The sequence below is a fragment of the Priestia sp. J2 genome (genome assembly GCF_020790095.1).
Taxonomy (GTDB): domain Bacteria; phylum Bacillota; class Bacilli; order Bacillales; family Bacillaceae_H; genus Priestia; species Priestia zanthoxyli.
In genome coordinates, this window is sequence record NZ_CP086208.1 from 54,353 (window position 1) to 78,479 (window position 24,127).

At 37.8% G+C, this 24,127-nt stretch carries 24 protein-coding genes and 2 tRNA genes; 24 read left to right on the forward strand and 2 right to left on the reverse strand.

Features of this window, described 5'->3' with window-relative positions; genetic code table 11:
- Window positions 1-165 precede the first annotated feature (165 nt).
- The 20 genes from veg (at window position 166) to LJY09_RS00410 (ending at window position 17,836) form a co-directional block, all read left to right on the forward strand.
- Window positions 166-399 (forward strand): biofilm formation stimulator Veg, encoded by a 234-nt coding sequence (gene veg / locus LJY09_RS00315; protein WP_013054859.1) that lies wholly within the window; start codon window positions 166-168, stop codon window positions 397-399.
- A gap of 194 nt (window positions 400-593) precedes the next feature.
- Window positions 594-764 carry a small, acid-soluble spore protein, alpha/beta type gene (locus LJY09_RS00320; RefSeq protein WP_016762700.1) on the forward strand — a complete coding sequence of 57 codons (171 nt, stop codon included), beginning with the start codon at window positions 594-596 and terminating at the stop codon, window positions 762-764.
- A gap of 193 nt (window positions 765-957) precedes the next feature.
- Window positions 958-1,827: a 4-(cytidine 5'-diphospho)-2-C-methyl-D-erythritol kinase gene (gene ispE / locus LJY09_RS00325; RefSeq protein ID WP_013054861.1), complete on the forward strand. Its 870-nt coding sequence runs from the start codon at window positions 958-960 to the stop codon at window positions 1,825-1,827.
- 56 nt (window positions 1,828-1,883) lie between these two features.
- Entirely contained in the window at window positions 1,884-2,705 is an 822-nt protein-coding gene (purR, locus tag LJY09_RS00330; protein ID WP_013054862.1) for a pur operon repressor, read from the forward strand.
- Between the two features lie 21 nt (window positions 2,706-2,726).
- Window positions 2,727-3,104, forward strand: a complete 378-nt coding sequence (locus LJY09_RS00335) for a RidA family protein (RefSeq protein ID WP_013054863.1) — start codon at window positions 2,727-2,729, stop codon at window positions 3,102-3,104.
- Window positions 3,105-3,259: 155 nt separating this feature from the next.
- Window positions 3,260-3,550 carry a septation regulator SpoVG gene (gene spoVG, locus LJY09_RS00340; RefSeq protein ID WP_013054864.1) on the forward strand — a complete coding sequence of 97 codons (291 nt, stop codon included), beginning with the start codon at window positions 3,260-3,262 and terminating at the stop codon, window positions 3,548-3,550.
- A gap of 194 nt (window positions 3,551-3,744) precedes the next feature.
- Window positions 3,745-5,124, forward strand: coding sequence for a bifunctional UDP-N-acetylglucosamine diphosphorylase/glucosamine-1-phosphate N-acetyltransferase GlmU (gene glmU, locus LJY09_RS00345; protein WP_028412639.1), 1,380 nt, complete (start codon window positions 3,745-3,747; stop codon window positions 5,122-5,124).
- Window positions 5,125-5,142: 18 nt separating this feature from the next.
- Window positions 5,143-6,096, forward strand: a complete 954-nt coding sequence (locus tag LJY09_RS00350; protein WP_014462059.1) for a ribose-phosphate diphosphokinase — start codon at window positions 5,143-5,145, stop codon at window positions 6,094-6,096.
- Between the two features lie 186 nt (window positions 6,097-6,282).
- Window positions 6,283-6,912 (forward strand): 50S ribosomal protein L25/general stress protein Ctc, encoded by a 630-nt coding sequence (locus tag LJY09_RS00355; RefSeq protein WP_028412640.1) that lies wholly within the window; start codon window positions 6,283-6,285, stop codon window positions 6,910-6,912.
- Between the two features lie 139 nt (window positions 6,913-7,051).
- Window positions 7,052-7,609, forward strand: coding sequence for an aminoacyl-tRNA hydrolase (pth, locus tag LJY09_RS00360; protein ID WP_028412641.1), 558 nt, complete (start codon window positions 7,052-7,054; stop codon window positions 7,607-7,609).
- A 59-nt stretch (window positions 7,610-7,668) separates the two neighbouring features.
- Window positions 7,669-7,899 carry an anti-sigma-F factor Fin gene (locus LJY09_RS00365; protein ID WP_013054869.1) on the forward strand — a complete coding sequence of 77 codons (231 nt, stop codon included), beginning with the start codon at window positions 7,669-7,671 and terminating at the stop codon, window positions 7,897-7,899.
- Window positions 7,900-7,968: 69 nt separating this feature from the next.
- On the forward strand, window positions 7,969-11,499 hold the full coding sequence (mfd, locus tag LJY09_RS00370) for a transcription-repair coupling factor (RefSeq protein ID WP_028412642.1): 3,531 nt from the start codon (window positions 7,969-7,971) through the stop codon (window positions 11,497-11,499).
- 249 nt (window positions 11,500-11,748) lie between these two features.
- Window positions 11,749-12,285 carry a stage V sporulation protein T gene (gene spoVT, locus LJY09_RS00375; RefSeq protein ID WP_028412643.1) on the forward strand — a complete coding sequence of 179 codons (537 nt, stop codon included), beginning with the start codon at window positions 11,749-11,751 and terminating at the stop codon, window positions 12,283-12,285.
- A 229-nt stretch (window positions 12,286-12,514) separates the two neighbouring features.
- Window positions 12,515-14,119 (forward strand): putative polysaccharide biosynthesis protein, encoded by a 1,605-nt coding sequence (locus LJY09_RS00380; RefSeq protein ID WP_228307466.1) that lies wholly within the window; start codon window positions 12,515-12,517, stop codon window positions 14,117-14,119.
- Between the two features lie 12 nt (window positions 14,120-14,131).
- Window positions 14,132-15,592, forward strand: coding sequence for a bifunctional methyltransferase/pyrophosphohydrolase YabN (mazG, locus tag LJY09_RS00385; RefSeq protein ID WP_028412645.1), 1,461 nt, complete (start codon window positions 14,132-14,134; stop codon window positions 15,590-15,592).
- Between the two features lie 20 nt (window positions 15,593-15,612).
- Window positions 15,613-15,879, forward strand: a complete 267-nt coding sequence (locus LJY09_RS00390; RefSeq protein ID WP_013054875.1) for an RNA-binding S4 domain-containing protein — start codon at window positions 15,613-15,615, stop codon at window positions 15,877-15,879.
- Between the two features lie 99 nt (window positions 15,880-15,978).
- Window positions 15,979-16,284 carry a sporulation protein YabP gene (gene yabP / locus LJY09_RS00395; RefSeq protein ID WP_013054876.1) on the forward strand — a complete coding sequence of 102 codons (306 nt, stop codon included), beginning with the start codon at window positions 15,979-15,981 and terminating at the stop codon, window positions 16,282-16,284.
- Entirely contained in the window at window positions 16,281-16,904 is a 624-nt protein-coding gene (yabQ, locus tag LJY09_RS00400; RefSeq protein WP_028412646.1) for a spore cortex biosynthesis protein YabQ, read from the forward strand. Before yabP ends, yabQ begins: the two co-directional genes overlap by 4 nt.
- 4 nt (window positions 16,905-16,908) lie before the next feature.
- Window positions 16,909-17,280, forward strand: coding sequence for an FtsB family cell division protein (locus LJY09_RS00405; protein WP_013054878.1), 372 nt, complete (start codon window positions 16,909-16,911; stop codon window positions 17,278-17,280).
- An 88-nt stretch (window positions 17,281-17,368) separates the two neighbouring features.
- The gene (locus LJY09_RS00410) at window positions 17,369-17,836 is read left to right on the forward strand and encodes a S1 domain-containing RNA-binding protein (RefSeq protein ID WP_013054879.1); all 468 of its coding nucleotides are present in this window, start codon (window positions 17,369-17,371) and stop codon (window positions 17,834-17,836) included.
- A 121-nt stretch (window positions 17,837-17,957) separates the two neighbouring features.
- Here LJY09_RS00410 and LJY09_RS00415 read toward each other — a convergent pair.
- Window positions 17,958-18,029 (reverse strand) — tRNA-Glu (locus tag LJY09_RS00415).
- A gap of 10 nt (window positions 18,030-18,039) precedes the next feature.
- A tRNA-Met gene (locus LJY09_RS00420) sits at window positions 18,040-18,113 on the reverse strand.
- 312 nt (window positions 18,114-18,425) lie between these two features.
- Between LJY09_RS00420 and spoIIE the strand changes: the two genes are divergently transcribed.
- The 4 genes from spoIIE to tilS all read left to right on the forward strand — a co-directional run bounded on the left by spoIIE (window position 18,426) and on the right by tilS (window position 24,122).
- Window positions 18,426-20,903 carry a stage II sporulation protein E gene (spoIIE, locus tag LJY09_RS00425; protein WP_013054880.1) on the forward strand — a complete coding sequence of 826 codons (2,478 nt, stop codon included), beginning with the start codon at window positions 18,426-18,428 and terminating at the stop codon, window positions 20,901-20,903.
- Between the two features lie 71 nt (window positions 20,904-20,974).
- Entirely contained in the window at window positions 20,975-21,715 is a 741-nt protein-coding gene (locus LJY09_RS00430) for a VWA domain-containing protein (protein WP_013054881.1), read from the forward strand.
- Window positions 21,684-22,649, forward strand: coding sequence for a protein kinase domain-containing protein (locus LJY09_RS00435; RefSeq protein ID WP_034263697.1), 966 nt, complete (start codon window positions 21,684-21,686; stop codon window positions 22,647-22,649). The genes LJY09_RS00430 and LJY09_RS00435 overlap by 32 nt, the downstream gene beginning before the upstream one ends.
- A gap of 96 nt (window positions 22,650-22,745) precedes the next feature.
- Window positions 22,746-24,122: a tRNA lysidine(34) synthetase TilS gene (gene tilS, locus LJY09_RS00440; RefSeq protein ID WP_028412648.1), complete on the forward strand. Its 1,377-nt coding sequence runs from the start codon at window positions 22,746-22,748 to the stop codon at window positions 24,120-24,122.
- The last annotated feature ends 5 nt before the right edge of the window (window positions 24,123-24,127 follow it).

Below are 24,127 nucleotides of genomic sequence, written 5' to 3' on the forward strand. Positions count from 1 at the left end.
GCTAAAGATATACATATTTCGTTAAAAAACGAGCATACTAACAGCGAAATGTAGATTCATGTTGAAAATTATTTATTGACACAATTAGAGATAGATTGTTATAATTTTATGTTTTTGACTATTTTTCTAACATGTGTTACACTATACATAGTGAGGTGGACCAATATGGCGAAAACTTTGTCTGATATTAAGCAAGCGCTGGATTTGCACCTAGGCCAACGATTAACTTTAAAAGCAAACGGTGGTCGTAGAAAAACAGTAGAACGTTCAGGTGTATTAACAGAAACGTACCCATCTGTTTTTATCGTTGAATTAGATCAAGAGGAAAACTCTTTGGAGCGCGTTTCGTATAGTTACGCAGATGTGTTAACGGAAACAGTGCAACTAAAATTTTTCTAAGAATGACATAGGCAATATAGCAAGTGGTGATGAGCAGTGGACATTGGTTTACTGCTTTTTTATTGGTCTTTTTTTCAAATTATATATACATTATTTTTTATACATACTATACATATCGTCCTCGCATTTTCATGTATAAAGAGCGAGGAGATTCAGGTTGAAATTTCATTTTATACGTAAAGGAGCCATGTACAATGTCAAGGCGTAGAGGGATTATGTCATCGAAGCTGAAAGAAGAACTGGCTAAAGAACTTGGTTTTTACGATACTGTACAAGCAGAAGGTTGGGGCGCTATTCGGGCAAAAGACGCAGGCAATATGGTGAAGCGAGCAGTGGAGCTTGCACAGCAGCAGCTAAGGCAATAGTGAAAATCAATGCTTATGCGATTATTTAAAGTGAAATGAGGAAAACCGAAGTGTATAACCGCTTCGGTTTTTTTGTCCCAAAATGAAAGATAAAACAGAGGATTAAACAAAGATGTTTAAATGAACAGCTATATCTTGTTCATTTTATGATAAAATAGCGTTAAACTCGATAAGATGAAGTAGGTGAAGTAAGTTGAAATTAATGGTGAAAGCACCGGCTAAAATAAATTTGTCACTTGATGTGTTACATAAACGCCCAGATGGTTACCATGAAGTTAAGATGATTATGACAACAATTGATTTAGCGGACAGAATTGAACTTTCTGATCGTGAAGATGGACGAATTGTTATTTATTCTCATAATCGCTTTGTTCCAGATGACCAGCGAAATCTTGCTTATCAGGCAGCGCAGATTTTGAAGCGACGTTATAACATTTCAAAAGGTGTAAATATATTAATTGATAAACATATTCCAGTAGCTGCTGGATTAGCTGGAGGCAGCAGTGACGCGGCTGCTACATTACGCGGTTTAAATACGTTATGGGAATTAGGGTTATCATTAGACACACTTGCAGAAATAGGGGCTGAGATTGGCTCTGACGTATCTTTTTGCGTGTACGGAGGGACAGCTCTTGCTACAGGGCGCGGAGAGATTGTAGAGCATATTGAGGCACCTCCAAGCTGCTGGGTGATTTTGGCTAAGCCTGAAATAGGTGTTTCTACAGCAGATGTATATCGAAACTTAAAAATTGAGGAAATGGATCATCCTAAAGTAGATGAGATGGTTCACGCCATACAATCAGGAAATTATGATCAAATGTGTAGCCTTGTCGGAAATGTATTGGAAGCAGTAACGCTGAAAATGCATCCGGAAGTAGCTCTCATTAAAGAACAAATAAAGCGTTTTGGCGCCGATGCTGTACTCATGAGCGGCAGTGGGCCAACTGTATTTGGACTTGTACAGCATGATTCACGTATGCATCGCATTTATAATGGATTACGTGGCTTTTGTGATAAAGTTTATGCAGTTAGGTTACTAGGTGAACGAATAACGCTTGAATAAATCCGTATGTTAATGTTATATTTACATTACAATATTCGGATTTTCAGGAGGATGTTATGAAGTTTCGACGTAGTGGACGATTAATTGATATGACCAACTATTTCATTCAAAACCCTCAGCGCCTTATCCCTCTTACGTATTTTGCAGATAAATATGATTCCGCAAAATCATCTATTAGCGAAGATATGGCGATTATTAAACAAACTTTTGAACAGCAGGGTATCGGAACTTTGGTTACGCTACCAGGGGCTGCCGGCGGAGTTAAATTCATTCCAAAGATGACGAATGAAGAAGCCGGTCAGCTTGTTCAAGAATTATGTGGGTTGATTGAAAAACCTGAGCGTTTATTGCCAGGTGGATATTTATATTTAACTGATATTTTAGGGAACCCCCGCGTTGTGAATAAAATCGGTCGCTTGTATGCATCGCTTTTTGCTAACCGCAAAATCGATGTGGTGATGACTGTAGCAACAAAAGGTATTCCTATTGCGTATGCGGTTGCTCAGTATTTAGACGTGCCCGTTGTTATTGTGCGCAGAGACAGTAAAGTAACTGAAGGATCGACCGTTAGTATTAACTACGTGTCAGGTTCATCTAAGCGCATTCAAACGATGCTGTTAGCTAAGAGAAGTTTAGCGGTGGGGTCAAATGTACTCATCATTGATGACTTCATGAAAGCCGGCGGTACGGTAAATGGAATGGTTAGTTTGCTTGAAGAGTTTGATGCAACTGTTGCTGGTATTGGAGTTTTAGTAGAATCAGAAGATATTGAAGAACGTTTAGTGGATGAGTATGTGTCTCTTGTACAATTAACAGATGTAAATATTAAAGATAAACAAATTCGTGTACAGGAAGGCAATTACTTAAAATATATTTGATCAAGTAAGGGAGAGGAACATATGTTACAGGTTCAAACAAAAAATGCACCGCAAGCTATTGGTCCATATTCACAGGGAATTGTTGTGAATAACTTGTTTTACAGTTCAGGTCAAATTCCACTTCGTCCAGATGGTACGTTGGTCGAAGGCGATGTTCAAGTACAAGCTACTCAAGTATTTGAAAATCTAAAAGCAGTTCTTGAAGAAGCAGGAGCTTCTCTAAATACAGTTGTAAAGGCAACCGTGTTCATTAAAGATATGAACGACTTCGCAGCATTAAATGAAGTCTATGGTGACTACTTCGGCGACCATAAGCCGGCACGTTCATGTGTAGAAGTAGCGAGACTACCTAAAGATGTACTTGTTGAAATTGAAGTTATTGCGCTTGTTAAAGGGTAATTAAATTAACAAATTTCTAACAAAAAGCAAGTAACTTCCAATTGTTCACTTTTTTTGCGAAAATTTTCTAAAAATTTTTTCTGAATAGCAGGAAAACACAAAATTCTGTGGAATTAAGTATGTAAAGCTTCGCATAGAAAAAGGTGGTGAACAAGATGGAAGTAACTGACGTAAGATTACGCCGCGTGAACACTGAAGGACGTATGAGAGCGATTGCTTCAATCACATTAGATGGTGAATTTGTTGTTCATGATATTCGTGTGATTGATGGTAATAATGGCTTATTTGTAGCCATGCCAAGTAAACGTACACCGGATGGTGAGTTCCGTGATATTGCACATCCAATCAATTCAAATACTCGCGGAAAGATTCAAGATGCTGTTTTAGCAGAATATCATCGTTTAGGTGAGGTAGAAGTTGAATTCGAAGAAGCGGGTGCTTCGTAAACATATGATACATTAAGAGTCTACTGAAAAGTAGGCTCTTTTCTTTTTGATTACCGCTTATATAATTTCACACCTTTGTAAAACTTTAGCATTACCAAAAAATAAAATTCATGACTTATAAATGATTCCTTGAAATGCTGTCATTTTTGATATAATATTCTTAATGGATAAAAAGGTAAAATTGGAGGCCTGTTATGTCAAAAAGATATGCAGTCATATTGGCAGCTGGTCAGGGTACACGTATGAAGTCATCTTTATATAAAGTGTTACACCCTGTGTGTGGCAAACCGATGGTGCAACACGTAATTGATCAGTTATCACGCTTAGATTTAACAAATTTAATTACAGTTGTAGGTCACGGTGCCGAAAAAGTGAAATCACATGTTGGAGATAAAAGCTTATTTGCTTTACAAGAAGAGCAGTTAGGAACAGCTCATGCAGTAATGCAAGCAGAATCTTTACTTGCACATGAAAAAGGTACGACAATTGTTGTATGTGGAGATACTCCGCTTATTACAGCTGAAACAATTGAATCTTTATTAAAGCATCATGAAGCAACAAATGCAATGGCAACTATTTTAACGGCTCATGCAGAAGATCCAACAGGATATGGACGCATCATTCGAAATGAACAAGGCTCTGTTGAAAAGATTGTTGAGCATAAAGATGCCACAGAACAAGAGCGTCTTGTACAGGAAATTAATACTGGTACGTACTGTTTTGATAATGAGAAATTATTTGAGACACTTTCAAAAGTTTCAAATGATAATGTACAGGGAGAGTACTATTTACCTGATGTTATCGAAATTCTAAAAAATGAAGGTCAAATTATTTCTGCATATCAAACATCCGATTTTGCTGAAACATTGGGCGTTAATGATCGATTTGCTCTGTCTCAAGCAGAAGAAACAATGAAAAAGCGTATCAACAAGCAGCATATGTTAAATGGAGTGACGATTGTGGATCCTTCTAACACGTACATTTCAGCAGATGCTGTCATTGGCAGAGATACGGTTATTTATCCTGGTACGGTTATTCAAGGAACAGTTGTAATTGGAGAGAACTGTGAAGTAGGACCTAACAGTGAAATTAAAGACTGCAAAATAGGTAATAATACTTCTATTCGCCATTCTGTTGCTCACGATAGTGAAATTGGTCACGAAGTCACAATTGGCCCATTTGCACATATTCGTCCTCAATCATTAATTGGAGATGAAGTGCGCGTAGGAAACTTTGTAGAAATTAAAAAAGCATCTTTTGGCAAAGGTAGCAAAGCTTCTCATTTAAGTTATATTGGAGACGCAGAGGTCGGAAAAGGTGTAAACTTAGGGTGCGGATCTATTACAGTTAACTACGATGGGAAAAATAAATTTTTAACAAAGATTGAAGATGGGGCATTCGTAGGATGTAACTCAAACTTAATTGCACCTGTAACAATTGGTGAAGGCGCCTATGTTGCAGCTGGTTCAACCGTAACGGATAATGTGCCAGGAAAAGCATTATCAATTGCTCGTGCGAAACAAGTAAATAAAGAAAACTATGCTGAAAAGCTTGATATTAATAAAAAATCCTGACGGAGGTTTCACAATAAAATGTCAAATGTATATGCTGATGAAAATTTAAAGTTATTTACGCTAAATTCAAACAAGGCTTTAGCTGAAGAGATCGCAAAAGTAATTGGTGTGGAATTAGGTAAATGTTCGGTTGATCGTTTCAGTGACGGTGAAATTCAAATTAACATTGAAGAAAGTATCCGTGGTTGTGATGTATTTATCATTCAATCAACAAGTGCTCCAGTTAACGAACACTTAATGGAATTATTAATTATGATTGATGCATTAAAACGTGCATCAGCTAAAACAATTAACATCGTTATGCCTTACTATGGCTATGCTCGTCAGGATCGTAAAGCTCGTGCACGTGAACCAATCACTGCCAAATTAGCAGCAAATATCATTGAAAAAGCGGGAGCTACTCGTATTATCACATTAGATTTACATGCTCCTCAAATTCAAGGTTTCTTCGATATTCCAATTGACCATTTAGTAGGTGTTCCAATTTTAGGTGAATACTTCAAGAGTAAAAACCTTGATGACGTTGTTGTTGTATCTCCGGACCACGGTGGCGTAACGCGTGCTCGCCGTTTAGCGGAACGTCTAAAAGCGCCGATCGCTATCATTGACAAACGTCGCCCACGTCCAAACGTAGCAGAAGTTATGAACATTGTTGGACAAGTGGAAGGGAAAACAGCAATCTTGATTGATGACATGATTGATACAGCTGGTACAATTACAATTGGTGCAAGTGCATTAATTGAAGCAGGTGCAAAAGAAGTATATGCTTGTTGTACACACCCAGTTCTTTCAGGCCCTGCGATTGAGCGTATTCAAAATTCTACAATCAAAGAGCTAGCTGTAACAAACTCTATTGCTTTAACAGAAGATAAGAAAATTGGTAAAGTAACAGAACTTTCGGTAGCTCCGTTAATTGGTGAAGCGATTATTCGTGTTCACGAAGAGCAATCAGTTAGTACGTTATTTGATTGATAAACAGAACCTCTTTCCATTTGGAAAGAGGTTTTTTTGAAAAAAATTAAATGGGCTAATCCTTGGTTTTAAAGGGATTTGGACGGGATGAGCAAAGATATATTGCTGATTGAAACGAGTTTTATGTTTAGCAGCCTTCTAAAAAGGGTACATTTTAAGTAGAAAACATACTGGAAGGTGAATAAAATGAGTATTTCAATTCAAGCAAATAAAAGAACGGATTTCAAAAATTCTACAAATAGAAAAATTCGCGACGAAGGAAACTTCCCAGCGGTTGTTTACGGAAATAAAACAGAATCCACGCCTATTTACTTAAACAGTGCTGATTTTATTAAGACTATTCGTGAAGCAGGACGCAATGGAGTGTTAACATTACAAGTGGACAAGCAAAAATATTCCGTAATGTTACATGATATTCAAACCGATCCATTAAAAAACGAAATTGTCCACGCCGATTTCCAAGTGGTCGACATGAAGAAAGAAATTGATACTGAAGTTTCTTTATCTCTAGTAGGAGAAGCAAAAGGAACAAAAGAAGGCGGCGTATTACAGCAGTCTCTATATGAAATTTCATTAAAAGGCTTGCCGCAAGATATCCCATCATCTATTGATGTAGATGTATCAGATTTGGGAATTAACGATACAATTACAGTAGGGGATATTAAGGTAGATAAAAAGCTAGAAATTACGCATGATGCAGAAGATACAGTTGCTTCTGTACTACCTCCTCAACAGGAAGAAGAGCCGGATAGCGGCGAAGTTCAGGATGCTGAAGGCGACGTTGAAGCAACAAAAGAAAAAGATAGCGAAGAATAATATAAAAAGACGTAACCAAAAGGTTACGTCTTTTTGTGTGAATTGATTATAATAAAAGTGATACTATATAGTAATGTAAAACATTAAAGACATTTACCTATTATGTACAACTTACATAGAGTGGAAAGGAGTATCTATTTTGAAATTAATCGTTGGTTTAGGGAATCCTGGAAAAGAATATGACCGTACTCGTCATAACATAGGATTTATGGCAATTGATAAAATTGCCGAACAGTTTATGATTTCATTAGATAAAACAAAGTTTAACGGAATATATGGAACAGGTATAATAAGAGGAGAAAAAGTCATATTATTAAAGCCTCTAACATATATGAATTTATCAGGAGAAAGTATTCGCCCGTTAATGGACTATTTTGATATAGACGTCGAAGACTTGCTTGTTATTTACGATGACTTAGATTTACCGTGCGGAAAAGTAAGATTGCGTACAAAAGGAAGTCCAGGCGGCCATAACGGAATAAAATCAATTATTCAGCATTTAAAAACCCAAGAGTTTAACCGAATTCGTATTGGGATTGATCGTCCGAAAAACGGTATGAAAGTAGTTGACTATGTACTAGGGCGCTTTACAGAAGATGAAATGGTTCATATGGAAGAAGCGATGAAAACGTCTGTGCACGCGAGTGAAGACTTTTTAGGTCAAACGTTCTTAGAAGTAATGAATCGCTATAATTAAGCAGAATAAAATTTCTCTCAATCGTCCATACTAACACTAAAAGATTTGGGAGGATTTGTATGTCTATTCATTATTTCTGTAGACATTGTGGCGCAAAAGTCGGTATGATAGAAAAGACAGCTCACAATACAGAAGCACTCGGTTTTAATCACCTGACCGCAGATGAACGAAAAGACTTTATTCACTACCATAATAGTGGAGACATCGTGGTTAAAATTATTTGTGAAGACTGTCAAGAAGCGCTAGAACGAAATCCAGACTATCATCAGTACGAAACATTTATACAATAAAAAGCTTTGGTCTCAAACCAAAGCGTTTTTCTGTTTAGTTTAGACATATCATGGGAGGAGGGAATTCCTTTGCGAGGGATTAGACAGCAATTTGAAGAAAATAAAGAAATTGGAGCTGTTGTCAGCAGTTTAGAAGAAGGTTTGAAAGAACAGTTAGTAACGGGAATTTCCGGTTCAGCTCGATCTGTATTAATGGCACTCTTAAATGAGGATAAAAAATACCCCTTATTAGTAGTGACTCATAATTTATATCAAGCCCAAAAAGTGTATGAAGACCTTTTGCACCTTTTACCGGAAAAAGACGTTTTCTTATACCCTGTTAACGATTTAGTTGCTACAGAAGTGGGGATTGCAAGTCCAGAATTAAAGGCTCAGCGAATTGAAGTACTCAATTATTGGAGTCAACATACAGGTGGAGTAGTTGTAACGCCGCTTGCAGGGATTCGAAAGCTGCTACCTCCTAAAGCAAGATGGGAGCAAACGCAGCTGCCGTTTCAAATGGGAATTGACATCGACGTTGATCATTATTTAAAAAGGTTAGTTGAGTTGGGCTATGAGCGGGCATCGATGGTTTCAGCTCCGGGTGAGTTTAGTGTGCGCGGAGGAATAATTGACATCTATCCGTTAACAGAAGAGTTACCTGTCCGAATTGAACTATTTGATACAGAGATTGATTCCATTCGTACTTTTACAATTGAGGATCAACGCTCTCAAGAGCAGTTAAAAGAAATTTCAATCGGCCCTGCTACGGAAATCATTGTGAGCCAAAATGAAGTGGCCCAAGGAATTGAAGAACTAGAAGCACAGCTGGCTTCGACGCTGCAGCAAGTGAAAAACGCAGCGCTAAAAGCTACCTTAACAGAAAATATTAAAGGTGAAATCGAACAGCTGCGTCAAGGTCAACTTCTTGAAAATATGTTCAAGTATTTATCATTCTTTTACGAATCGCCTGCTAGTTTACTAGATTATTTACCAGAAGGTGGCCTTGTCATCTTTGATGAAACAACTCGAATTCAAGAGACGTCTGATCAGCTTGAAACAGAGGAAGCTGAATGGATAACAGAATTATTAGGACAGGGGCAAATTGTTCGAGATGTTCAATTATCTCATAAGCTCCCATCTCTTATTCAGCGAGCAAAACATCAGTTTTTATACTTATCGTTATTTTTGAAGCACGTATCGTATACGAGTCCGCAAAATATTATTAATATTTCATGTAAGCAGATGCAGCAGTTTTACGGCCAAATGAACTTATTAAAAAGTGAAATTGAACGTTGGAAAAATGCTAATTATACGGTAGTCCTCTTAGGAGCAGATAAAGAGCGCGTGAAAAAACTCGAAGGGGTGCTAGCAGATTATGATATTGATTCATCTATTTTAGATGGAAATGGTCAGCTTGTGCCAGGTCTTGTTCAAATTATTGAAGGCGATTTACAAATGGGCTTTGAACTGCCGATGCAAAAATTAGCAGTTTTAACCGAGGAAGAATTGTTTAAAAAACGGATCAAGAAATCAAAGCGTCGTCAAAAGCTTTCCAATGCAGAGCGTATTAAAAGCTATTCAGAGTTAAACGTAGGTGACTATGTCGTTCACGTGAACCACGGTATTGGCCGTTATTTAGGAATGGAAACGTTAGAGATTAACGGTAATCATAAAGATTATATCCATATCAAATATGAAGGCTCTGACAAGCTGTACGTTCCTGTTGAACAGATTGATCAAGTACAAAAATATGTAGGCTCTGAAGGGAAAGAGCCGAAAGTATATAAACTTGGCGGAAATGACTGGAAGAAAGTGAAACGAAAAGTTGAGTCTTCTGTTCAAGACATCGCTGATGACTTAATTAAACTGTATGCAGAGCGCGAAGCAAGTAAAGGTTATGCATTTTCCCCGGATGGCGATTTACAGAGAGAATTTGAAACAGCTTTCCCTTATCAAGAAACCGAAGATCAGCTTCGTTCTGTACAAGAAATTAAAAAGGATATGGAACATGAAAGACCAATGGATCGTCTGCTTTGTGGAGACGTTGGATACGGAAAAACAGAAGTAGCCATTCGTGCTGCGTTTAAAGCTGTGACAGATGGAAAACAAGTGGCTATTTTAGTACCAACCACTATTTTAGCTCAGCAGCATTATGAAACCATCCGTGAGCGTTTTCAAGACTACCCAATTAATATTGGGCTATTGAGCCGCTTTCGCAGCCGTAAACAGCAGCAGGAAACAATTAAAGGGCTAAAAAATGGGACCGTAGATGTAGTGATTGGTACACATCGTTTACTATCTAAAGATGTGATTTATAAGGATTTAGGGTTGTTAGTTATCGATGAAGAGCAACGTTTTGGTGTAACGCACAAGGAAAAAATCAAGCAAATGAAAGCAAACGTTGATGTCCTTACACTTACAGCAACACCTATTCCACGAACATTACATATGTCTATGTTGGGTGTAAGGGATTTGTCTGTTATTGAAACGCCGCCTGAAAATCGTTTTCCGGTTCAAACATATGTAGTGGAGTATAATCCAGTTCTAGTTCGTGAAGCGATTGAGCGTGAGTTAGCGCGTGATGGCCAAGTTTACTTTTTATATAATCGCGTAGAAGATATTGAACGAAAAGCAGAAGAAATTTCGATGCTCGTGCCTGATGCTAGGGTAACGTATGCCCACGGAAAAATGAATGAAACAGAACTCGAAGCGGTTATCTTAAGCTTTTTAGAAGGCGAATATGACGTGATTGTGAGTACAACTATTATCGAAACAGGAGTAGATATTCCAAATGTAAATACGCTCATTGTTAACAATGCTGATAAGATGGGATTATCACAACTGTATCAATTAAGAGGACGCGTAGGTCGTTCAAATCGCGTGGCATATGCGTACTTTACGTATCATAAAGACAAAGTACTGACAGAAGTAGCTGAAAAGCGTCTGCAAGCTATTAAGGAATTTACTGAATTAGGTTCTGGTTTTAAAATTGCTATGCGTGATCTTTCAATACGTGGCGCCGGAAACCTACTGGGTGCTCAGCAGCATGGATTTATCGATTCTGTCGGTTTCGATCTCTATTCACAAATGCTTAAAGAAGCGATAGAGGAAAGACGCGGGTCTGACGGAGAAAGTGTGAAATTTAATGTGGAAATGAATCTGGACTTAGACGCGTATATCCCTGATCAGTACATTACAGACGGCCGCTTGAAAATTGAGATGTATAAGCGCTTTAGAGGAATTGAAGCACTAGAGGATATTCAAGAATTGCAAGATGAAATGATTGATCGTTTTGGGGAGTATCCGGCTGAGGTTGAGTATTTGTTTAAAGTAGCTGAAACAAAAGTATATGCAACGCAGAACCTAGTAGAATCTATTCTTCAGTCAAAACAAGAAATTTCTATTCTGCTTTCTGAAGAAGCGAGCTCAACGATAGACGGCCAAAAATTATTCATGCTAGGTGATCAATTTGGCAGAATGGTCAGCTTAGGTATGGAAGGCAAGAAAGTAAAATTAGTGGTTAACGTAAAAGGACTTGCTCAAAAAGAATGGCTCAATATTGTGTATCAGTTAGTAAAAGGAGTAGCCACTGTTAAAAAAGAACAAGTTACGAATTAAAAAGAAGGCTCATTTTTGAGCCTTCTTTTTATATAGCCGAAATAAAAATGTCCAAATCCCCATGTTTTGGCGGTTTTTTGGACATTTTTTTAATAAAAGCACACTTTTTAACAAAAAAAGAGATGGTTGGTGAATAGAAGTTGTAGAGTGAAGAATACTAACCTCAACAAAGGTGAACCTTTTATCATATAGCCATCAGTGATATTCACCAACTATTTTAATCATCATATGAAAGAGAGGCTTCAATGAATGAAAGCAACAGGTATTGTTCGTCGTATTGATGATTTGGGTCGCGTTGTGATTCCAAAAGAAATTAGAAGAACACTTCGCATCCGAGAGGGAGACCCGCTAGAGATTTTCGTCGATCGCGATGGAGAAGTTATTTTAAAGAAATATTCGCCAATTAGTGAATTAGGAGATTTTGCAAAAGAGTATGGCGAAGCGCTATACGATAGCTTAGGTCATCCTGTACTTATTTGTGACCGCGATGTATTTATTGCGGTAGCAGGAAGCTCTAAAAAAGAATACTTAAATAAAAACATTAGTTCTTTAGTAGAATCTGTTATGGAAAGCCGCAGTTCTTCTTTAGTAACTGATGGGAAAAACCTTGAATTTGTCGATGGATACGAAGAAAATATTTCTTCTTACACAATCGGTCCGATTATTGCAAATGGAGATCCGATTGGAGCTGTTGTCATCTTCTCAAAAGAGAAGTCTCTTGGTGAAGTAGAGCATAAAGCAGCCGAAACAGCAGCTAGCTTCTTATCTCGTCAAATGGAGCAGTAAGCGTAATTATCTTTATTTTACATTATTTACTGAAAAGGTAGCAGTTTCTGCTACCTTTTTTCATGCTGTCTTACCTTAGAAATAAAGAGAACATGATATAATGGTACGGTATTTTATTTATTGGAAAGTGCAGGATGTTTTATAAGAACAAAGCGCTATTCTTCTACAGTTAGCGGCTCATAAAAAGCGTTGTTCACATAATTACAAGCTGCAGGTGAAAGGTGTAGGAATGCAGAAACAATCAAAGCTCTATTCTATTTTTAACGGCGCGATTATTTTAACGCTCGCAGGTTTATTTACGAAAATCTTAAGTGCTACTTACCGTATTCCATATCACCATATTGCGGGAGATATAGGGTTTTATATCTATCAGCAAGTTTATCCGCTATATGGAATTGCGCTACAGCTAGGTACATACGGTTTCCCTGTAATTATTTCAAAGTTAGTAGCCGATTATGTGGCAACAAATCGGAGAAAGGAAATCCGAGGAATACTTCAAGTTTCATTTGCTTTTTTGTTTGTAGTAGGCTGCATAATGTTTTCCCTCCAATATATCTTTGCAGAAACGATTGCCGAGTGGATGGGAGATTGTCAGTTAACGCTTCTCATTCAAATTATTTCATTTTCGTTTTTACTTATTCCGTTTATTGCTGTCATTCGTGGTTATTATCAAGGATTATATAATATGTTTCCTACTGCGTTGTCTCAAATCGCAGAACAAATTGTTCGAGTAGGGACTATTTTGTGCCTATCTATTTTCTTTATCCACCATGGGTATGGTCCTTATACTGCAGGAGCAGGAGCTATTTTTGGTTCCATAACAGGCGGTATAACATCTCTTATTATTTTATGTTTATTTGTTTTTAGAACAAAGACAAATTCTAAGGGAGTATTTCAACGCATAAAAAAAGCAGACATCAAAAAAGTAGTGAAAATCCTTATTATTCAAGGTTTATTAATTTGTATCAGCGCTATGGGTCTGCTGTTTATTCAGCTTATTGATTCCTTTACATTATATTCCGGTCTGACGGCGCATGGCATGGCTGAACAGGCAGCAAAAGTTTCAAAAGGTATTTATGACCGTGGACTTCCGTTGATTCAATTAGGTACAGTAGTAGGTACAGCTTTTTCACTTTCACTTGTACCCGTTATTTCTTCAGCCATTGCGAAAAAGAACTTGTCATTTGTGCTTGAAAAAGTTCAGCTGTCTCTCCGACTATCGCTTGTAGTCGGAGTTGGAGCAGCCTTTGGCTTGATTGCGCTGATGAAACCCATTAATATGCTTTTATATAGTAACTCCGACGGAACGGACGTTTTACAAATTTTGAGCTTGTTAGTTATATTTACAACCGTAGCAGCAACTGCTGGAGCTGTGCTTCAGGGGATGGGAGCTGTTTTCGCACCTGTAATAGCCGTCATCGCTGGCATGACGGTTAAACTGATATTGAATCTTTGGCTAATACCAGATTTTCAAACCATAGGAGCAGCCATTGCTTCCTCAGCTGGATTCGCTATTGTTGCAGCAATCAATCTATTTTGTCTGTATAAAAAGCTAGCTGTATCGCTCGTTCCGAAAAAGGCGAGTGGAGGTATTTTTATAACGGGCATAGCAATGGTCATTCTTTTGCAAAGCTATTTATTTTGTTTACATCACTTTGTATGGTCTAATGGTTTAGATACAAGCAAACAAGTGGTTGAAACAGGATCTGGTGTTTTAATAGGCGGTTTGTTTTATTTGTTTATCATTATGAAACAACATATTTTTACCGAAGAGGAATTACGTTTACTTCCAATGGGAAGTGTTTTAGCTAAATACGTATTAAAAAATAAATAAGAAGGTGAAGCAATGACAGGTAAAGTAACAGTTATTGGTTTAGGAGCAGGCGATTTAGAGCAGCTACCCGTAGGCATCTATCGCTTGCTGCAGCAGGAAAAGCATATTTATATGCGCACAAAAGAACATCCTGTAATCAAAGAATTAGAAAGTGAAGGCTTGACGTACGTATCCTATGATGACGTATACGAATCTTATGATGGATTTGAAGAGGTATATGAACATATATCAAATGATTTAATCGATAAAGCTTCAGTAGAAGAAGTGGTGTATGCCGTTCCCGGGCATCCTTTAGTGGCAGAACGTACGGTTCAATTACTTTTACAAAAAGGAAAAGAACGCAGCATTCCTGTTGAAATTAAAGGGGGACAAAGCTTCTTAGATCCAATTTTTGGCGCACTAAAGATCGATCCTATTGAAGGATTTCAGCTGCTAGACGGAACAGACTTAAAGCGAAGCGAAATAGAGTTAACGGGTCATGTTCTAATTGCTCAAGTGTACGATCAGTTCGTTGCTTCAGAGGTAAAACTAACGCTGATGGAACACGTTCCTGATGATTACCTCGTTTACATTGTAACGGCAGCGGGAAGCAGTGAAGAAAAAATCCAGCCGGTCAAGCTGTATGAATTAGATAGAGAAATGTCGCTCAATAACTTAACGACTATTTATGTCCCTCCAGTAGCGGACGAAACGGTTTTATACCATCAATTTGACTCATTCAGAAGGATTATTGCCACGCTCAGAGGGCCAAACGGATGTCCTTGGGATCAAAAACAAACGCATGAATCGCTCAAGCGCTATTTGCTAGAAGAGTCTTATGAGTTATTAGATGCAATTGACCGTCAAGATGACGATAATATGATTGAAGAGCTCGGTGATGTATTGCTGCAGGTATTGCTTCATGCACAAATCGGTGAAGATGAAGGAATGTTTTCAATTGATGACGTCATTCGCAGTGTTTCAGAGAAAATGGTAAGACGCCATCCGCATGTATTTGGGGAAGTGAGCGTGAATGATGCAGATGAGGTCTTAAAAAATTGGGATGAAATCAAAAAAGAAGAAAAAGGAGAGGAGCCTTCTTCTCTGTTAGCTTCTGTACCTGGGGCTATGCCTTCTTTAATGAAAGCGCACGGATACCAAAAACAAGCTGCAAAAGTTGGTTTCGATTGGTCAGAAGTTGAACCTATGTGGGAAAAAGTACAGGAAGAACTTGCTGAATTCCAAGATGAAGTACAGCATGCTGATAAAGAAAAAATGAGCGATGAATTTGGAGATATTTTATTTGCTTTAGTGAATATTGCAAGATTTTATAAAATCGACTCTGAAGCTGCATTAGCTAAAACGAATACAAAATTTTTAAATCGATTTCAATATATTGAAGAAAAAGTGAGAGCTTCTGAAAAACCATTTGAATCTTTTTCGTTAAAAGAGTTAGATGAATTTTGGGAAGAAGCCAAAAAAACAGGTTTGTAAAACAGAAAGGTGAGGGAATTATGAGGTTAGATAAATTTTTAAAAGTATCACGTTTAATTAAGCGCCGTACATTGGCAAAAGAAGTATCAGACAAGGGCCGTATTACGATTAATGGTATCGTTGCAAAAGCAAGCACAAATGTGAAAGTAGGAGATGAATTAGCCATCACATTTGGCACGAAGAAAATTACCGTTAAAATAGAGGCTCTTCAAGAAGCAGCTAAAAAAGAAGAAGCAGCTAATTTGTACTCAATTGTCAAAGAAGAGCGTATTTCATCTGAAGTATAACTGATGAAGGCTTGTTCTAAATCACCTTTCTCATTCATATGTTTTAAACAACAGATAACAAGAGCGAATGCTCTTAATGAATGAGGTGGGGATGAAGATATGAGCCAATTTTATGAAACAAGCAATTCAAACAAAGACCATACTCCAAATCATGATTTAGTGATGAAGGGTCGGCGTCTCTTAGATATCACGGGTGTGAAGCAGGTAGAGAGCTTTGACAATGAGGAATTTTTACTTGAAACAGTGATGGGTTTCTTGTCAGTTAGAGGGCAAAATCTGCAAATGAAAAATTTAGACGTTGATCAAGGAATTGTATCGATAAAAGGAAAAATCTTTGATATAGTTTACTTAGATGAGAACCAATCGGAGAAGGCTAAAGGATTCTTTAGTAAGTTGTTTCGATGAGTTTAAACATTCAGCTCTATACAATGCTTGCGATGGTATCGATGGGAAGCGGTTTAGGTGCTTCTCTCGATACTTATCGTTACTTTGTTAATCGCTCTAAATCACGCCCATGGTTCGTATTTGTAAATGACGTATTGTTTTGGATGGTGCAAGCTCTTCTCATTTTTTATGTGTTGTTTTTAGTGAATGAAGGAGAACTGCGTTTGTATGCGTTTCTTGCTTTGTTTTGCGGCTTTGCCGCGTATCAAAGCTTATTTCAATCACTGTATTTAAAAGTATTAACATTTACTGTCTCGAGCGTATTAAGTTTATATCGAGGTGTTTTAACGCTTAGTAATATTTTTTTGGTCAAGCCTATCCGCTTCTTTATTCATATTCTACTTGTAGTCGCTTTAGGGATCTACCGAGCTGTTCATAAGCTGCTCGTATTCTGTCTAAAGCTTATTTACTTACCGACTAGGTGGGTTCTTTTCGTATTTTGGAGAATGATGCCTAAACCTGTAAAACGATTTTTACATATGGGTTTTCGGTATATAGAAGGAATTTACAATCGTGCAAAGAATATGATAATGAGAGTCGTTGCATGGGTGAACACTTTAAAAAACAAGGGGGACGACTAATTCAATGAGTGCGGTACGAAAAAAAAAGGTCGCGAAGTTAAATACTGATTATAGCCATAAACAAGAACAAATTAAACAAAATACAGATCGAAAGCGTATCGGTTTAATTAGGCGTTTGACTGTTTTCGGAGTGTTGGCCTTAATCATTGGTGGATTGATGGTATCAGCTTTAATTACGCAAACCTCAGCTATTGAGAACAAAAAAGCTGAGAAGGTAAAATTAGAACAGCAGCTGACAAAATTACAAAGCAAGCAAAAACAGTTAAAAGGTGAAATCGTCAAGTTGAATGACGATGATTATATTAAAAAGATTGCCCGGAGAGATTATTTTTTATCAGAAGACGGGGAAATTATCTTTAATGTAAAAAAAGACTAAACGTATGGTTCGTTGACAGTGTATTTTTGCTTTTTGTATAATATAATAAATTGATTTCTTTTATCATTTAAGGAGGAGCATTTTTTTTATGTCAATCGAAGTAGGCAGCAAGTTACAGGGAAAGGTAACAGGTATTACGAACTTTGGAGCTTTTGTTGAGTTACCAGGAGGTTCAACAGGCTTGGTTCATATCAGTGAAGTAGCTGATAATTACGTAAAGGACATTAACGACCATTTAAAAGTGGGCGACGAAGTTGAAGTCAAAGTAATTAACGTTGAGAAAGATGGTAAAATTGGTCTTTCAATTAAGAAAGCGGTAGACAAACCAGAACGTCCAGAAAGACCAGAGCGTCCTGCAAGAGCGCCACGCTCAGACCGTCCACGTGATTCACGCCCACAACGTAATAACAATCGTGGTGGCGGTAATGATTTCCGTACAAAAGAAACATTCGAACAAAAAATGAATCGTTTCTTAAAAGACAGTGAAGAACGTTTATCTTCCCTAAAACGCCATACCGAATCAAAACGCGGTGGACGCGGTGCAAAACGCGGTTAACTTGCTGCTTATATCAAATAGATAGCGAGTTTTTGGAAAGTACCTTTTATCTAAAAGGTGCTTTTTTTATATGTAAAAAAGAGTAGAAAAAAAGCATGTACTTGTTGTACATGCTTTTTGATGACCCGTACGGGATTCGAACCCGTGTTACCGCCGTGAAAGGGCGGTGTCTTAACCGCTTGACCAACGGGCCGTTATTCGAGTAGCGGCGGAGGGGATCGAACCCCCGACCTCACGGGTATGAACCGTACGCTCTAGCCAGCTGAGCTACACCGCCATTATACGTTCTCTAAAAGACATTTATAATAATATAAAAAAGCAGGGTTATTGTCAATAACTTTTTTGTTATTTTTATAGACTTTTATTTGCTTTTAAAAAAGAATGATGAGCATAGGCTTTCTCTGGGGCGAACAGTATCTCTCATATTTTTTAAATCTCCATGCAAGATTGTACATCTTTTTGTATAGTTTTCAATATAATACTAGAAAATAGTCGAACGATTATAGGTATTTTGCTAGTCCGTTTGACAAAATTTCACCTTTCGCCGCGATATAATAACGAATAAGTATAATTAGCGGGTGGTGGGAGAATGCAAAAGACGGAAAGAGATTTTGCAAGTCCAACAACAGAGGCGGTATTTAACCGAACTAGATTAGAAATGTCCCGTGTATTTACAAAGGCGGGTATGAAAACGGAAAAGGTGTTATTTCAATGGGGATTATTGCTGCTAGTCGTAGGTTTCTTATTAGGACGAGCGTTAATTTTAATGAAAATCATGCCATTTGCTTTGCCATTCTTTGCAGCCGTAATGGCTATAAAGAAAGAAAAAGCACCGTTAGCAAGTTTAGCCGTATTGGCAGGGGCATTTAGTGTTTCTATTCAAAATGGAGGTACCGTATTTGCTACACTATTTGTTTTCTTACTAATTCATCGATTTAGCGGCATACTGACAATGGATCCGTTAAAGAAACTGCCGTTCACTGTATTTAGCGCGATGTTACTTACAAAACTAACTATTTTTTATGTGTTTACCAAGGAATTCACCATGTATGATTTTACATTTGTGGCAGTAGAAGCAGGGTTGAGCTTTATCTTAACAATGATTTTCCTACAAAGCGTGCCTTTAATTTCATATCGAAAGCGAAAACAATCATTAAAAACAGAAGAAGTGATTTCTCTTATTATTTTGTTGGCATCTGTTATGACAGGGACAATAGGGTGGATGATTTACGGCCTTTCGGCTGAACATATATTATCTCGTTACTTAGTACTAGTTTTTGCGTTTGTATCTGGCCCTACGATAGGAGCTACGGTCGGGGTCGTAACCGGTTTAATTTTAAGTTTCGCGAATGTTTCTAGTTTGTACGAAATGAGTTTACTCGCTTTTTCTGGCTTGCTTGGAGGACTTTTAAAAGACGGTAAAAAGCTAGGGGCAGCTCTAGGGCTGGTTGTTGGTTCATTGCTAATTGGCCTATATGCTCAGGCAGATCAAGGATTGACGACTAATTTGTATGAATCACTGACGGCCGTTGTCCTATTTTTATTAACCCCATCTTTTGTTTTGAAAAACTTAAGTAAACTAGTACCAGGGACATCTGAAAATATGCTTGAACAACAGCAGTACGTGCGTAAGATCCGAGATGTAACAGCAAATCGCGTAGAACAGTTTTCAAATGTTTTTCAAGCACTTTCCAAAAGCTTTACGCAAAATGGATTTTACGATGAAAAGCCAAGCGCTGATAAAGAAGTTGATTATTTCTTAAGCAGCGTTACCGAAAGGACGTGCCAATTTTGTTTTAAAAAAGAACAATGCTGGGCACAGCAGTTTGATACAACCTATGAATATATGAAGGAAATTATGCTTGAAGTTGATAATGGCACTCTTGAACAAAATCCAAGGCTAATTCGAGAAATGGACAAACATTGCGTGAAATCGAAAAAAGTCATCGATGTGATTGAGCATGAACTTACGTATTTTAAAGCCAATCAGCACTTAAAAGCACAAATTCAAGAAAGTAGAAGGATTGTAGCAGAACAGCTTCACGGTGTCTCTGAAGTCATGGGGAATTTTGCAAAAGAAATTAAGCGAGAGCGCGAAAATTTAAATGTACAAGAAGAACAGATTTTAGAAGCTCTTCGTAACTTTGGGATGGAAATCAATCAAATTGAAATTTATAGCTTAGAACCTGGAAATGTAGATATTGAAATGTGGGTGCCATATTGTCACGGAAGAGGAGAATGCGAGAAAATTATTGCGCCAATGCTTACGGATATTTTAGGTGAAAGTATTGTAGTAAAGAACGAAGAATGTGCTAAATATCCTCAAGGCTATTGCCACGTTTCGTTTGGCTGTACAAAAGCATACGTTGTTGATACAGGCGTAGCACATGCTGCTAAAGGCGGAGGGTTTGTATCCGGTGACAGCTATTCCATGATTGAGCTAAACGCCGGTAAATATGCACTAGCTATTAGTGATGGCATGGGAAATGGAGAGCGTGCCCACTATGAAAGCAGCGAAACGCTTCAGCTGTTAAAACAAATTTTACAAACAGGAATAGAAGAGACAATTGCAATTAAATCGATTAACTCTATTTTATCCCTGCGTACAAACGATGAGATCTTTTCGACCTTAGATTTAGCGATGATTGATTTACAAGATGCCAATGTAAACTTCTTGAAAATCGGTTCTACGCCAAGCTTCATCAAACGCGGAGATAAGGTTATTAAAATACAGGCAAGCAATTTGCCAATGGGCATTATTGAAGAATTTGAAGTGGATGTTGTGAATGAACAAATGAAGGCGGAAGACTTGTTAATTATGATGAGTGACGGTGTATTTGAAGGACCGAAACACGTTGAGAACTACGAAATGTGGATGAAGCGAAAAATTGGCGAGCTTCAAACAAACGATCCACAAGAAATTGCAGACTTAATTATGGAAGAAGTTATTCGAACAAAATCAGGTTTAATTGAAGATGATATGACGGTAGTTGTGGCAAAACTTCAGCACAATACCCCGAAATGGTCATCGATTCCTTCTTACGCTTATCGTAAAAAAGCACAATAGTTAGATAGAAGTATATTTTATCTCCTCCTCGTCTATCATGTTAATACTGATAATGAGGAGGGGATTTTTTTATGAAAAAAGGTACATTGAAACAGATGTTGGTCATTACGGACGGTGGTTCAAATACAGGTGAAGATCCGGTAGCAATGGCTGCACTAGCTAAAGAACAAGGAATTAGTGTAAACGTTATTGGTGTGATGGAAGAGGATACAATTGATGAGCAAAGCACGAATGAAATAGAAGGCATTGCCATGTCAGGCGGTGGCGTGAGTCAAATTGTTTACGTAAAACAGCTGTCTCAAACTGTTCAAATGGTTACAAGGCAGGCAATGACGCAAACACTTCAAGGCGTTGTAAATAAAGAACTTCAGCAAATTCTAGGTTCCTCTAATTCAAGATTAGAAGAGTTATCTCCTGAGAAGCGAGGAGAAATCATGGAAGTGGTTGATGAACTTGGGGAAACGGTTGACTTAGAGATTCTTATTTTAGTTGACATGAGCGGAAGTATGAAAAATAAGCTCCCTACTGTAAAGGAGTCGCTGTTAGATTTATCGTTAAGCTTGAATGCTCGCATGGGGCACAATCAATTTTCAATCTTTTTATTTCCTGGGAAAAAGAAAGATGTAGAGAAGCTAATGGACTGGAATCCAAGATTAGAGTCGCTTTCAACGATTTTCCCAAAACTAACAGCAGGAGGTATTACGCCTACTGGACCGGCTATCAAAGAGGCTACTCATTATTTCACCAAAAAGCGCTCATTGAGAGGGTTGTTAAAAAATAATGAACAATACATTGAAGAATCAGGTATGTAACCTATCTCCGGGAACAGAAATTCAAGGGAAATGGCATCACGTCCATTATAAAATTCTTGAGAAATTAGGCGTGGGAGCAACTGGAGTTGTCTACTTAGTCCAATTAGTAAACGGAACGCTAGCGGCGTTAAAAATAAGCTTTTCCAACATGTCCGTTACAGCAGAAGTGAATGTATTAAAAAAGTTGTCTCAAGTCAAAGACAAAGTGCTAGGACCGCGTTTACTTGATGTAGATGATTGGAGCTATGGTTCTCACGCTCTTTCTTTCTATGTAATGGAGTATGTGAAAGGGCAGCCTCTCCTTTCTTTTATCTCAACAAGAGGGACAGAATGGTTGCAAGTGTTTGCAAGTCAGCTCTTAACAGACTTAGAAAACCTTCATGAAGAAGGGTGGGTATTTGGCGATTTAAAACCCGAAAACCTGGTCGTAACATCTAACCCCGTAAAAGTTCGATGGATCGACGTGGGAGGAACAACTCTGCAAGGGCGGTCAATAAAAGAATTTACCGACTTTTATGATCGAGCGCACTGGGGGCTTGGCTCCCGAAAAGCAGAACCGACCTATGATTTGTTTGCCGTATCTATGGTTTTGATTCACGCGGCTTATGGCAAGCGAATTAATAAAACAGACAAACCGGCTGAACAATTAAAACAATTTATATTAACAACAAAGCAGTTGGAACCTTTCGGAGACGTTTTGTATCAAGCGGTTACGGGAAAGTATAAGTCAGCTAAAGAAATGAAAACAGAGGTGTTATCGGTCGAAAAAAGAAGAGGGGCAAAAAGTAGAGGAACAAAGCCTCAAAACGTTCGTCAACCGTCTGCCCCTCGTGTTAAAGTAAAGAAGAAGCGTTCTCACGTGTTAGAGACGCTACTACTTTGTACGTCTGTAATGTTGATTTATATTTTGTATCTATTTATTCAAGTGCTATAAAGTTTGGAGAAATTGTGAAACTTTCCTTATAGTCATTCGTATAAAGTAAATTAATGATACATTATTGCGTGTACATTATAAGGATGAGTCATTCCTATGGAAAAGCAAGTGAACAATTTTATGACAAAACATCAGTTATTATCCGCAGGCTCTACGGTGGTTGTAGGTATTTCTGGTGGTCCTGATTCTTTAGCGCTGCTGCATTTCTTATGGAGTCTGAAAGAGCAAAAATCTCTTACGATTATTGCTGCTCATGTTGATCATATGTTCCGGGGCCAAGAGTCACAGCAAGACATGGAATATGTGCAGAACTACTGCAAACAATTGAATATTAAATGTGAGGCGAAGCAGATTGATGTTACTGCCTATCAGAAGGAAAGAAAGCTATCTTCTCAAGTAGCTGCCAGAGAATGCCGCTATGCATTTTTTACTCATGTTATGAAGAAGCACAAAGCAAACCTTCTTGCATTAGGACATCACGGAGATGATCAGATTGAAACGATGTTAATGCGAATGGTTCGAGGTAGTACGATGAATGGATACGCAGGGATGCAGCCCAAGCGGCCATATGGGCATGGATTTATTATTAGGCCTTTCCTAGCCGTAACGAAAGAAGAAATCAATCGCTACTGTAAGCTACATGGGCTTACACCTCGAATTGATCCGAGTAATGAGAAAGACTCGTACACGAGAAATCGGTTTCGTCATTACGTTTTGCCATTTTTAAAGCAAGAAAACGTCGCTGTACATGAAAAATTTCAACAATTTAGCGAGAACTTGCATGAAGATCAAGCATACTTAGAGGAATTAACGACCGATGTGATGAATAAAGTAATGAGAAAGAAATTGCAAAATGAAATTCTCATTGATAGAGATTGTTTTCTAAGGATACGCAAGCCTTTACAAAGGCGTGGTATTCAACTAATATTAAACTATCTCTATAAAGAAATTCCTCCAACCCTTTCCTCAGCGCATGTTGACACGTTAGTAGGATTTTGTGAAAGTGAAAAACCGTCTGGGACGCTTGACTTTCCAAATGGTTTACGCATTATCCGATCTTACAACGACTGTCTTTTCACCTTTAATGAGGGGAACATCGAGCCATATGAATTTATTGTTCCGATTCCAGGGGTCGTTGAGCTTCCAAATGGTCACCAGCTTATTTGTGAAATACATAATAAAGTCGAAGATATAAAAGGAAACGATGTTTTTCTTTTAGATGAAGCTCACGATTTACAATCATTAAAGGTAAGGACACGAAAAAATGGCGATAAAATGCGAGTAAAGGGCATGAAGGGACATAAAAAAGTAAAGGATATTTTTATCGATGAAAAAATCCCTTTACACTTCAGAGATCATTGGCCGGTAGTGGAAGATAGCCAAGGAACTATTTTGTGGCTACCTGGTTTGAAAAAATCTGCTTATGAACTGCATACACATAAGTCCAGATATGTTATTTTATACTATAAGTAGCGAAA